The 11,650-nt window shown below is 65.5% G+C and carries 13 protein-coding genes; 7 read left to right on the plus strand and 6 right to left on the minus strand.

All coding sequences use genetic code 11. From position 1 onward, the window contains the following. Nucleotides 1-57: 57 nt before the first annotated feature. Both ACQR1I_RS36545 and ACQR1I_RS36550 read left to right on the plus strand, forming a co-directional pair. A complete protein-coding gene (locus tag ACQR1I_RS36545) occupies nt 58-804 on the plus strand; it encodes a hypothetical protein (RefSeq protein ID WP_434869902.1) in 747 nt (248 codons plus the stop codon). A 221-nt stretch (nt 805-1,025) separates the two neighbouring features. Continuing rightward, the gene (locus ACQR1I_RS36550; protein ID WP_434869903.1) at nt 1,026-1,394 is read left to right on the plus strand and encodes a DoxX family protein; all 369 of its coding nucleotides are present in this window, start codon (nt 1,026-1,028) and stop codon (nt 1,392-1,394) included. A gap of 119 nt (nt 1,395-1,513) precedes the next feature. On the opposite strand, the gene ACQR1I_RS36555 is transcribed toward ACQR1I_RS36550, so the two are convergent. The 5 genes from ACQR1I_RS36555 to ACQR1I_RS36575 all read right to left on the minus strand — a co-directional run bounded on the left by ACQR1I_RS36555 (nt 1,514) and on the right by ACQR1I_RS36575 (nt 6,586). Then, the gene (locus tag ACQR1I_RS36555) at nt 1,514-2,701 is read right to left on the minus strand and encodes a diguanylate cyclase (RefSeq protein ID WP_434869904.1); all 1,188 of its coding nucleotides are present in this window, start codon (nt 2,699-2,701) and stop codon (nt 1,514-1,516) included. A gap of 542 nt (nt 2,702-3,243) precedes the next feature. Further along, entirely contained in the window at nt 3,244-3,927 is a 684-nt protein-coding gene (locus tag ACQR1I_RS36560) for a spermidine synthase (protein ID WP_434869905.1), read from the minus strand. 6 nt (nt 3,928-3,933) lie between these two features. Beyond that, a complete protein-coding gene (moaA, locus tag ACQR1I_RS36565) occupies nt 3,934-4,965 on the minus strand; it encodes a GTP 3',8-cyclase MoaA (RefSeq protein WP_434869906.1) in 1,032 nt (343 codons plus the stop codon). A 156-nt stretch (nt 4,966-5,121) separates the two neighbouring features. Further along, nucleotides 5,122-5,610, minus strand: coding sequence for a hypothetical protein (locus ACQR1I_RS36570; RefSeq protein ID WP_434869960.1), 489 nt, complete (start codon nt 5,608-5,610; stop codon nt 5,122-5,124). A gap of 289 nt (nt 5,611-5,899) precedes the next feature. Continuing rightward, complete coding sequence (locus ACQR1I_RS36575) at nt 5,900-6,586, minus strand: HAD family hydrolase (protein WP_434869907.1); 687 nt, start codon at nt 6,584-6,586, stop codon at nt 5,900-5,902. A 173-nt stretch (nt 6,587-6,759) separates the two neighbouring features. Here ACQR1I_RS36575 and rpiA point away from each other — a divergent pair, with 173 nt between their 5' ends. From rpiA to gor, 3 genes are read left to right on the plus strand one after another with little or no spacing between them, the layout of a single operon-like run. Next, nucleotides 6,760-7,452: a ribose-5-phosphate isomerase RpiA gene (gene rpiA, locus ACQR1I_RS36580; RefSeq protein WP_434869961.1), complete on the plus strand. Its 693-nt coding sequence runs from the start codon at nt 6,760-6,762 to the stop codon at nt 7,450-7,452. A 51-nt stretch (nt 7,453-7,503) separates the two neighbouring features. Next, on the plus strand, nt 7,504-8,031 hold the full coding sequence (locus tag ACQR1I_RS36585; RefSeq protein ID WP_434869908.1) for a DUF2059 domain-containing protein: 528 nt from the start codon (nt 7,504-7,506) through the stop codon (nt 8,029-8,031). A gap of 34 nt (nt 8,032-8,065) precedes the next feature. After that, nucleotides 8,066-9,451, plus strand: a complete 1,386-nt coding sequence (gor, locus tag ACQR1I_RS36590) for a glutathione-disulfide reductase (protein WP_434869909.1) — start codon at nt 8,066-8,068, stop codon at nt 9,449-9,451. A 191-nt stretch (nt 9,452-9,642) separates the two neighbouring features. Here gor and ACQR1I_RS36595 read toward each other — a convergent pair whose 3' ends face one another. Then, nucleotides 9,643-10,020 carry a hypothetical protein gene (locus tag ACQR1I_RS36595; protein ID WP_434869910.1) on the minus strand — a complete coding sequence of 126 codons (378 nt, stop codon included), beginning with the start codon at nt 10,018-10,020 and terminating at the stop codon, nt 9,643-9,645. 317 nt (nt 10,021-10,337) lie between these two features. Between ACQR1I_RS36595 and ACQR1I_RS36600 the strand changes: the two genes are divergently transcribed. Then, complete coding sequence (locus tag ACQR1I_RS36600; protein ID WP_434869911.1) at nt 10,338-10,520, plus strand: hypothetical protein; 183 nt, start codon at nt 10,338-10,340, stop codon at nt 10,518-10,520. 38 nt (nt 10,521-10,558) lie between these two features. Further along, nucleotides 10,559-11,287 (plus strand): sulfite exporter TauE/SafE family protein, encoded by a 729-nt coding sequence (locus tag ACQR1I_RS36605; RefSeq protein WP_434869912.1) that lies wholly within the window; start codon nt 10,559-10,561, stop codon nt 11,285-11,287. Nucleotides 11,288-11,650 lie beyond the last annotated feature (363 nt).

Raw genomic sequence — 11,650 nt, forward strand, 5'->3', positions numbered from 1 at the left:
CATGCGGATGTGCGGGACGACATGAGCACGGGAAGAGGCCTGCCGGCGTCAGTCTGCGTGGCTCTGTCCGCCATGCTTGGCGGATGCCTGGCTAGCGCGCAAGGCGTCGAATCGCCGGCCGGCGCGCCGGCTGCTTCGGAGAGACAGGTCGGTCGCGCGGCGGGGCCGGCGACGTATGATCCCGCGACATGGTACAAGGCCGACTTCTGGGGCCATGAATGGCCCGACGGGTTCACCCTCGACAAGGACGTCACGCTTCGGATCCGAACGACGCCGGAGATCGGTGCGCCAAAATCGGTGTCCTGCGCGCTCAGGAAGGGCGCGACCTATCATCCGTGGAACAGGAAGCGGGTCATGGCGGACCGGCTGACCTTCGTGACGTTCACGCGGATCAAGAGCTACGAATTGACACGTGATCATACGTCCGGTCTGTTGAAAGAACCGGGCCACGAACAGGCCAGGATCAATTTCAGCAAGGGTGATCGCTGGTCGTTGATCGGCCCAGGTTCAGAAGGAACGTTCATGATGCGGTTGGGCGACGACGTGTATGTCGCCGATCAGGATCTGGTCGAAGCGTCCATAGAGATGGGCGCAAAGCCCACTGTGGAAACGGACGCCAAGGATGAAGGCTATCATCAGTGGCTGAGGCTCAGATGCGCCGATGGCGCGACGGGCTGGATCTTCTACGACGAGATCAAGGACGCTCCGGGAGTCTCGCATTGGGATGACTGCGGCTACGGCTGTGCCGAGGATCGCAAGCCGGCGCGACGGTCGTCGCAGAGTCCGACGGGGAAGAGTCGATAGGTCGATTTTGCCGTCGAAGTCAGGCAACCGGCGTTGCGCAGCTCCGAGCTGCGTCCGCCGGTCTGGGCTGCGGACCCAATACTCGGCTGTGAAATGGTGAAACCGCCGCCCAGCCGCGGCCGTACCTTGCGTGCGGAGACGGCAGTGTCGCCATGCAGAGCGTCGCAAACGCAAAGGATGCGGAATTGAGTGCCCGCGCGATCATGCGATGGATCATCGCAATGTTTTATCTGGCGGCGGGCATTGCTCATCTGGCGGCCCCGGAGCAACTGCTGGCGATCACGCCGTCCTGGGTGCCTTGGGCGCGCGAGATCATCTTCGTCACCGGGCTGTTCGAGATCGGCGCGTCGGTGGCGCTTCTCGTTCCGCCGACGCGAGCCCTCGCCGGCATCACGCTGGCGGTCTATGCGTTGTGCGTCTGGCCTGCTAACTTCAAGCACGCGTTCGATGGGGTGGTGCTGCCGCACATCCCCGACAGCTGGTTGTATCACGGCCCGCGGCTCGCGCTGCAGCCGGTCATCATCTGGTGGTCGCTGTACTGCGCCGACGTGATCGACTGGCCGTGGCGCCGGCCATCCCGATCATCATGATCGCCGGCCGAGGTTGACGTCAGAATCGATGGGCGCGAGCGCCAGCCGGCGATGCCGCTCGTGATCGTGAGCGTGCCGTCTCCCCGGCGCTCGCGAACGCGGAAGGTGGCGGCACCGGCTCAGGCGTGGAGCGACGCAGGCTGTTGGTCCCGGTTATAGCTTGCCCAGCCGTTGCGCCCGCGCTTCTTGGCGAGATACAGCGCGTGGTCCGCAGCACCCAGCATCGCCTCCGGCGTCACGGTCCGAGCCTGGTCGATGCGGGCGAATCCGACGCTCGCGGTGACGACGTCGAGGCCATCGGCGCGCCCGGGATGCGGGATTTTCAGGGCGCGAATGTCCTCGACGACGCGATGGGCGAGGCGGACGGCCTCGTGCTCCGACTGCTGGCTGGCGAAAACCGTAAATTCCTCGCCGCCAAATCGTGCGACGGAGACCCCGAATTTCCGGCTGATATCGCGCAGGCAGGCGGCGATCCTGCGCAGGCAGTCGTCGCCGGCCGGGTGGCCGAACTGATCGTTGAAGTTCTTGAAGTGGTCGATATCGATCATCAGGATCGTGATCGATTGATCCTGACCGAATCGAGCGGCAAGCTCATTGTCGAGTGCGCGCCGGTTGGGGAGGCCGGTGAGGGCGTCCGTCAGCGACAGATCCTGAAATCTCCTGCTCGCCGCCGCCGCGGCCTCGGCCTCGGTCAGAACGTCGAGCTCCCGAAGGAAGGAACGGCAGCGGTTCGTTTCGGCGCGCCAGTTGGCATGCAGGCTGAAGATCGAGCCGGTTGCGATCTGGATGACGAAGGCGGTGGACAGGCTGGCGTCGATTCCGGCCTTGAGCATCGCCGCGGTGGCGGCCAGCGCCAGCGAGGTTCCGGTGAACAGGATCGCGTGGCGGAAACGCAGCAGCAGCAGCATGTTTCCAAACACCAGCGTCAGCGAAAACTCGCCGAACGTGAAGGCAGAGAGGGGAGCGTCAGAAACTAAAAAGAGGAGAACCGGGGAAGCGAACGCGTTGGTCACTCCGATGGTCACTAGCCACTCGCGACAGGTGGCACCGACGCGCCCGATCATCCAGACCAGCAGGATAGAGACCGGCGTGATCACCCCGACCCGCACGAACACCGAGAACCACAGGATGTCGGGCAGCAGGTAGATGCTGGTGAAGTTGTAGAGGTTGTAGGTGCATAGCCCGAAGATGATCGAACGGCGCAGTTCGGCAATGCGGAGCTGGCGCGTCTGCGCCTCGTAGGCCGCATCGATATCAGCGGAAAAGCGCAGCAAGTAGTCGAGGCGCGCGGGTGACGACGCTGTCATCGCCGTGTCCACCGATCCGCCGTGCGGCCCGCATGCGGCGTTCGCCCACGGCCGAGCGGCATCGGACGCACGTCGCGTGCGGCCTGCCGCGGCGGCACCGCCGTCGACGTCGTTCCCTCGTCGACGTATCGCGAATGGTCTCGCATGTTAGATGCAGAGGTCTCACTGCGTTCAGGTTGAAGCGCTTCTTCGGAGCTCGGCCTGTGCAGGAGATAGTTTGCCGTCCCCTGATGCCCATGTCGGCGCCGATCCGCGAGGCTAGGCGGAGCGGGACTAATCCGCCGCTAATACAGTTGGTTCGCGGGTCGTTAATTTGATGCCGCAACTTATAGGATTTTTGTTGTTGTCGGAGGCGGCCCTGCCAAGCGATATCGCTGGGGGAATAATTGGCACGAAGATACCATTTGCCGCACGGCATGAGCTGGTGGCTTCCGGCGGTGACACAGACCTCGCGCCGCATGCAGATCGTCGCTCGTTCGTGAGACGTCCGAGGTGCATGGCCGGTGATCCGATCACGCGTGAAGAGATCGGAGGGGTCTGCGCTAGCGCGCCGGCCGTGTCGCGATCCAGATCACGTGACGGGCGCCGCGGCCGCCGCGGCCGGTGGCGCGGATCTTGATCTCCTCGGCGGCGAAGCCGGCCTTGCGCAGCTGCGGGGTGAAGTGGTCCGCCGGGTGCGACGACCACACCGCCAGCACGCCGCCGGGACGCAGCGCCGTGAAGGCGGCGCGCAGGCCGGAGGCATCGTAGAGCGCGTCGTTAGACTCCCGCGTCAGGCCCTGCGGGCCGTTGTCGACGTCGAGCAGGATCGCATCATAGGCGCCGCGCGCCTCTGTGATCAGCCTGATGACGTCGCCCGCGCGGATGTCGACGCGGGGATCATTGAGGCTGTCGCCGGACAGCTCGGCCATCGGTCCGCGAGCCCAGGCGATCACCGCCGGCACCAGTTCGGCGACGGTGACGCGCGCCTGCGGCCCGAGCACCTTCAGCGCCGCGCGCAGGGTGAAACCCATGCCGAGGCCGCCGATCAGCAGATGGGGGGCAGGGCGGTCCTTGAGCCGCGCGCAGCTCAACGTCGCAAGCGCTTCTTCCGAGCCGTAGAGGCGGCTGCTCATCAATTCGTTCGAGCCGAGCTTGATCGAGAACTCGCGGCCGCGCCGCATCAGCCGCAGCGGCTCACCGCCGCCGGGCACCTCTGCGGTGTCGATCAGTTGCCAGGGAAGCACGAGGGATCAGCCGCCGGTCACGCTCATGTGCCGGCTGACGCTCGGGCGGTTGTGGCGGCGGTCGATGATGAAGTCGTGGCCCTTCGGCTTCAGGCCGACGGCGCGGTCGATCGCGTCGCTGAGCTGCTCGTCGCTGGCGGAGGCGCGCAACGGCTTGCGCAAATCGGAGGCGTCCTCGTGGCCGAGGCACGTGTGCAGCGTGCCGGTGCAGGTGACGCGGACGCGGTTGCAGCTCTCGCAGAAATTATGCGTCATCGGCGTGATGAAGCCGATGGTGCCGCCGGTCTCGGCGACACGCACGTAGCGGGCGGGGCCGCCGGTGGTCTCGTCAAGATCGGTCATGGTGTACTTCTGCGCCAGCCGGCCGCGCAGCAGCGACAGCGGCAGATACTGGTCGATACGGCCTTCGCCAATCTCGCCCATCGGCATCACCTCGATGAGCGTCAGCGCCATGCCCTTGCCGTGCGCCCAGTCGATCAAGGACGGGATCTCGTCCTCGTTCACGTTCTTGAGCGCGACCGCGTTGATCTTCACCGCGATGCCGGCGGCCTGCGCGGCCTCGATACCGGCGAGCACGCGGTCGAGATCGCCCCAGCGGGTGATGGTGCGGAACTTGTCGGGATCGAGCGTGTCGAGCGAAACGTTGATGCGGCGGACGCCGCAATCGGCGAGCTCGGCGGCATACTTCGCGAGTTGCGTCGCGTTGGTGGTCATCGTCAGCTCGTTGAGCGCGCCGCTCTTGAGATGTCGCGACAGCGAGCGCACCAGGCCCATCACGTTGCGCCGGACCAGCGGCTCGCCGCCGGTCAGCCGGAGCTTCTTCACGCCCTTGTGGATGAACGCCGAGCAGAGCCGGTCGAGCTCTTCGAGCGTCAGCAGGTCGGCCTTCGGCAGGAAGGTCATGTCCTCCGCCATGCAATAGAAGCAGCGCAGGTCGCAGCGATCGGTGACCGAAACGCGCAGATAGCTGATGCGACGGCCGAACGGGTCGGTCATCGGGCGCGTCAGGGCGGTGTCGTCAAACGTCTCGGCGGTCATGGATGGCCTTGGCAAATGGCGTCACGTGGCGGCGATGCCACGACGCGGCCGCGCGGAGCGGCCGGATGTCGGTTCAAGGCAATCTAATCATGATCGGCGCCGCTCACAATCATCGTGACGCGGGTCTCGATGCTGCGCCGCACGAAGCGGCCGTTCTCATTGCCGCGGCGCGGCCGGTGCGGGGAACGCGGAACCGGTCGTGGCCGGCGCGGTCGCGGGCGCGGCGGCCGCCGGGGCAGCCGCCGACTTCGCCGGCTTCGGCTTCTTCGGCCGCATGTGCTTGACGGCCTTCGGCGCGGGCGCCGGCGGGGCCAGCTGCAGCTCGGCGATCACGGGGCTCGGATCCATCAGGATCGACGACGACGAGGTGAAATCAGCGGTGCGGCTTACCCGAACCGGAATCGTCGCCGGCAGGTATTTGTCCATCGTGAAGGTCACGCTGAACCCGGCATCGGGCGCGGGCACCTGGACCGTGCAGGGCGTGCGGCAGGCCTGTCCCGTCGAGGTCCTGGCCTCGGCCCCCGGCGGCACGGAGTCGAGTTGCACGGGGACCTCCGGCGCGGACATCTTGAAGGAGTCCATCGAGAAGGACGAGCAGCCAGCCAAGCCAGCTCCCGCAACCGCCATTGCGATGACACGCCGCATCATGATGTCCGCCCCACAAGCCCTGCGGCCATGGGCCGCATCCCAGCGCGACCATAAGAGTGTCCGAACAGCGGCGCAACTGCGGTCAACCCTATTCTCAACAGAACCCTGAGGTCGGCTGGCGCGCGCTTATCGCTGACTGCGCAATGGTTTAGAGGGACGAGCGGCAGTGGCGATGCAGCGCGCCGCATGCGGGCGGAAGTTGCATCGAGGACACATTTCTAGCGATTCGAGCTGGCCGCTCTATACCGGTGCTGGGCTGATCGGTGCTGGGCTGATCGAAGTCCGATCAGCCGATGCGGAGCGATGGACGGAGCGTCGTGACCGCGGCCGGCAGCTCGCGCATGTGGTCGATCAGGTGGTCGGGGTTGAGCTCGGCGATCGGCACATCGGTATAGCCGAAGGTGCAGCCGATCACCGGCACGCCGGCGCGGCGGGCGGCGCCGACATCGGTTCCGGCATCGCCGACCATGATCGCGGTGCCGATCTCGCCTCTCGCCTTGGCGATGGTCTGGCGCAGGATCGCCGGATCGGGCTTGGCCACGCCGAACGTGTCGGCGCCGCAGATCGCGGCGAAGCGGGACGACAGGCCGAGCTGGTCGAGCAGCCGCTTCGACAGCCATTCGAGCTTGTTGGTGCACACCGCGAATTGGCAACCATGGCCGGCCAGCTCGTCGAGCGCGGCCTCCAGGCCCTCGAACGGGCGGGATTCGACCGCGATGTTCTCGGCGTAGAAATCGATGAAATCGACGGTGAGCTGGTCCATCTCGGCGGGGCTGGCGAAGCGGCCTTCCGCCTCCAGCCCGCGCTCGAGCAGCTTGCGCGCGCCGTGCCCGATCATCTTGCGCGCCGAAGCCAGCGGCACGGGCCGCAGCCCTTCGCGCTGCAATATGTGATTCAGGGCGTTGATGAGGTCCGGCGCCGTGTCGACCAGGGTGCCGTCGAGATCGAAGACGATGGTGCTGGAGATGGGCATCGGTATCCGCTAGCGGTCGGCCCGCGCTGTTGCAAGAGGGCCGCCACGGCTTTTTGTCCGTTTTCGTGACCGGTGAGAGCTAGGCCCCGCGGCAAAACATCGCTAGAACTGCGCCGGTTTTCGGCCCCGGCGCGACGGGGATTTGGGGTTTGAAGGACGGTTCCTTGGTCGACATGGATGCATTGAAGCGGCAGGCGGCGGCGCGCGCGCTGGAGGAGGTCGAGAGCGGCATGCGGCTCGGCCTCGGCACCGGCTCGACCGCCAAGCATTTCGTCGATCTGCTCGGCGACAAGGTGCGCGCCGGTCTCAAGGTCGTGGGCGTGCCGACCTCGGAGGCGACGCGGGCGCAGGCCGAGGCCTGCGGCGTGCCGCTGACCACGCTCGACGAGATCGACCGTCTCGACATCACCATCGACGGCGCCGACGAGATCAATCCGGCGCTCGACCTGATCAAGGGTGGCGGCGGCGCGCTGCTGCGCGAGAAGATCGTCGCCAGCGCCTCGTCTCGCATGATCGTGATCGCCGACGACAGCAAATGGGTCGACCGGCTCGGCCGCTTCCCGCTGCCGATCGAGGTCATTCCGTTCGGGCTCGCGGCGACGCAGCGCGAGATCGGCGATGCCTTTGCCAAGGCCGGCGTGGCCGGGCCGATGAGCGTGCGCAAGTCCGCAGATGGCCACGTTTTCGTCACCGATGGCGGCCACTGGATTATCGACGCCCGCCTTGGGGAGATCGCTGATCCCCCGCGCCTGGCGGGACTTTTGAGCGCAATTCCGGGCGTTGTCGAGCATGGGCTGTTCATCGGCCTCGGCAGCACGGCGATCCTGGCGGGCGCACAAGGAATTCGCGTTATCCGGCGGCCCTGAGTGCGCAGCAGTCGTCTGCACTTTGGGCCGCAATCTCACAGGAGACTTGGAATGAAGAGCGTGTTCAGAATCTTGCCGGCCGCCGGACTCGTGCTGGCCATCGGCTCGGCGGACCTCGCTGCCGCTCAGGCACAGGGCCAGGTGCCGCCGCTGAAGCCGGCCTCGGCCGCGTGCATGGCCGGCGCCAAGGAGATTCTGCAGATGAAGAACGCCTCTGCGCTCTATGCCAATGCCGTTCCGGGCATGGTGCAGCAGGCCAAGCAGGCGCTGCTGCAGTCCAATCTCAACTACCAGAAGGACCTCGACGAGGTCGCCGTGCTGGTCGCGCAGACCTATGCCGGCAAGGAGAAGGAGATCGGCGAGAAGATGGCGCAGATCTACTGCAACGAGTTCACCGATGCCGAGATCGCCAATCTCGTCGCCTTCTACAAGACGCCGCTCGGCCAGAAGCTGTTGAACGCCGAGCCGAAGGCGATCCAGATGAGCATGGCGGCGACCAACCAGTGGGCCGCGGAGTTCTCCGAGACGGTGACCGCGCAGTTCCGCGCCGAGATGCGCAAGCGCAACAAGCCGATCTGACGCATGCGGCGGGACAGGTCGGGTCGGAGGACAGATGGCTGAATTCGACGTCGACCTGTTCGTGATCGGCGGCGGTTCGGGGGGCGTGCGCGCCGCCCGCATCGCGGCCGGCTACGGCGCCCGCGTGATGATCGCCGAAGAGTACCGCATGGGCGGCACCTGCGTGATCCGCGGCTGCGTGCCCAAGAAGCTGTTCGTGATCGGCTCGCATGTCCGCCAGGAGATTGCCGACGCCGCCGGGTTCGGCTGGACGATCCCGGAAGCGACCTTCGACTGGCCGACGCTGATCCGGAACAAGGACAAGGAGATCGCCCGGCTCGAGGCGGCCTACACCAGCAATGTCGAGAAGTCCGGCGCCAGGATCGTCAAAACCCGCGCCGTGATCGAGGACGCACACACGGTGCGGCTGATGACGGGCGAGACCGTCCGCGCCAAATACATCCTCATCGCGACCGGCGGCGCGCCCAATCACGGCACGCCCATTCCCGGCATCGAGCACGTCATCTCCTCCAACGAGGCGTTTCACCTCGAGCAGCTGCCGCGCCGGATCGTGATCCAGGGCGGCGGCTACATCGCGCTCGAATTCGCCTGTATCTTCGCCAATTTCGGCTCCGACGTCACCGTCATCTACCGCGGCGACAACATCCTGCGCGGCTTCGACGAGGACGTCCGCAAGCATGTGCGCGCCGAGATGGAGAAGGAAGGCATCACCATCCTGACCGGCTGCACGGTGACGAGTGTCGACAAGCACGGCCACGACTACACCACGCATCTGTCGAACGGCTCCAGCATCGCCTCGGACAAGGTGATGTTCGCGATCGGCCGCCATCCGGCGGTGGCCAATCTCGGCCTGGAGAAGGCCGGTGTCGCGATCAATCCTGATAATGGCGGCATCGCGGTCGATGCGTTCTCGCAGAGCTCGGTGCCGAGCATCTATGCGATCGGCGATGTCACCCACCGCTTCAACCTGACGCCGGTCGCGATCCGCGAGGGCCATGCTTTCGCCGACACCGTGTTCGGCGGCAAGAGCGTGCGGGTCGACCACGCCGACATCCCGACAGCCGTGTTCTGCCAGCCCGAAGTGGGCACCGTCGGCCTGACCGAGACCCAGGCGCGCGAGCTCTATGATCGCGTCGACATCTACAAGGCCACGTTTCGCCCTATCAAGGCGACGATGTCCGGCCGCGACACCCGCGTGCTGATGAAGCTCGTCGTCGACGGCTTGAGCGATCGCGTGCTCGGCTGCCACATCGTGGGCGACGCCGCCGCCGAGATCACCCAGGCCGTGGCCATCGCCATTAAGATGAAGGCGACCAAGGCCGACTTCGACGCCACTGTCGCGCTGCATCCGTCCGCCGCCGAAGAGCTGGTGACGATGCGCACGGTGACGGAGCGGCACGTACGGCAGGCGGCGGAGTAGCAGCGGCCATCAGCTGCAACGCGGGTCTGTGCTCTACAACCATTGAGAGAAGTGTGGCGGCCGGAATAGGCTGTTCGGCCACAATGTTCGTGCGCAAATTGTCGCACGTCTTCGACTTTCAACCGGCTCCGCCGTCACTTCGCCGATCGTGACCAGACAGCATCAGAGCGAGCGTACGAAAAACCGAACCGTCACCACGATTCCGCTTCCATGTACTCTTCGATCTCTTGTTCGGTCGCTTCACGATACTCCCATGTACCGTCCGACTTGCGCCGGCGCATCCCCAGCGGCACGTACATGCCCGTTCGGACGACGAATTCCCATTCGTTCCGATGAGGTCTTGCGAACCACCGTTTCAGCCACTCGGTCAGCGAGAGACGCTTGTTGTTTGTTGACCGAACGCAAGTCGACATCAGTGCCCCCATCCGGGCTCGTCGCGCCGATCCGTCTTGCGCGCTCTCGCGGCGTTGAGCGGCATCGAAGCCTGGATAGTTCCAACTAACAACAAGCGCGCGGCAGCAACAGATACCTGCGGTTGAGCGAGATAAATTTCGACTCATTTTTGTCATTTTTGACACATCTCGCTACGCGAGTTTTGCAAATATTATCTATTAAAAGTAGTGTCGAGGTCCTTGCGGCCAAGGAGTGCCGTGCCATGGCTGCGAAGCTGCAAATCGTGCTTCGGTGCGCTGGACGTCGGCTGCAGTGAGGAGGGTCCGGTTTGCGGCATGCCGTCTCGATGCCGCGCTTTCGGCAGTGACCCAAGCCGCGAACACCTGTCCGACGAACACCGCCTTCGCGATACGAAGACAATACTTCGTTCGGGGGACGAACGGGGGACGGTGCGGTGCTAGCAACGCGACTGCAGTTGCTGGAGACGACGCACATGCAGGCCAAACAGACTTCGCCGCGGCGCCGCTTGTCGATCACGCCGCAAGCGGCGCTAGGCGCGGCCGTCCTCCTGATCTTCCTGCTGCTGCATCTCGCCGCCGGCGCCGTCATGCTCGGCGCGGCCATCAGCGATGGCGCGCAGCTGAGGCCGGCTTCGACGCTCCGTTTCACCGATTGAAGATCGATCATTTCAGCCGCATCAGCCGGAGATATTTCATGCCCGGGCTCGACTCGTTCCTGCTGCTCAGCGCCGCCGTCTTCATCGGCGCCTTCGTCTCCGGCCTTGCCGGCTTCGCGTTTTCCGCCGTCGCCGGCGCCATTCTCCTGCACATGCTGCAGCCGTTGGAAGCGGTTCCGCTGATGATGGCGTGCAGCGTCGGCGTGCAGGCGACGAACCTCTGGGCGCTTCGCAACAGCATCCGATGGAAGCAAAGCCTGGTTCTGATCCTCGGTGGTCTGCTCGGCGTGCCCCTGGCGCTGTGGCTGCTTCACAATGCCGACGCCCGGCTGTTCCAGCAGGTGTTCGGCGTCACCATTGCGCTCTACGCCGGCTACATGCTGTTCAAGCCGGCATTGGGCTCTGTCCAGCACATGAGCAGAAGCCGCACGGCCATCGTGGGCTTCGGTGGCGGTCTCATCGGCGGCCTCACCGCGATGCCCGGCGCGCTGCCGACCATCTGGTGCGAGATGCATGGCCTGCCCAAGGCCGAGCAGCGCGGCCTCGTGCAGCCCTTCATCGCCGCCATGCAGGTCGCCTCGCTCGCGGTGATGCTGGCGCGGCAGGATCTGTCATCCAGGGTGATCGTCGACCTCGCCCTGAGCATTCCGGCGCTGCTCGCCGGCACGGCGCTGGGCGTGTTTGCCTTCCGCAGGGTCAATGATGCCTTGTTCAGAAAACTGATCCTGAGCATTTTGCTGCTCTCCGGCATCCTGCTCGTACTCTGATCCGGCTCGGCGCAGCAGAGCATTGCGGTTGGCGGAAGATGCCGGCCGGAGGTCTGTGGCGAGCCCCCGGGCGTCGGGCATCCAGCGTTCTCAAGTCGCGAGACACCGGATGACGTGCGGCGCGGAATGAAATTGTCTGGCGTCGATGACAGATTTTGCTTTACGAAATTCAGAAATCGTGTTCTAGTGTGCGCATCCTGCCTCACTCGGAGGGGCGTTGCGCGCGATCGTCACGACACGCGAGGCGGGGAGGCGATGGCCGCGATGAGCCGCAGCGTGTCCTGATGAGGATGCGCGGACGAACGGTTCGGCGCGGACGTGAAGTCGCAGCGTGCTGGCACCCCGACGCTGGTGTCCCGCGCA

The sequence above is a fragment of the Bradyrhizobium sp. HKCCYLS2038 genome (assembly GCF_051167655.1).
Classification (GTDB): Bacteria; Pseudomonadota; Alphaproteobacteria; order Rhizobiales; family Xanthobacteraceae; genus Bradyrhizobium.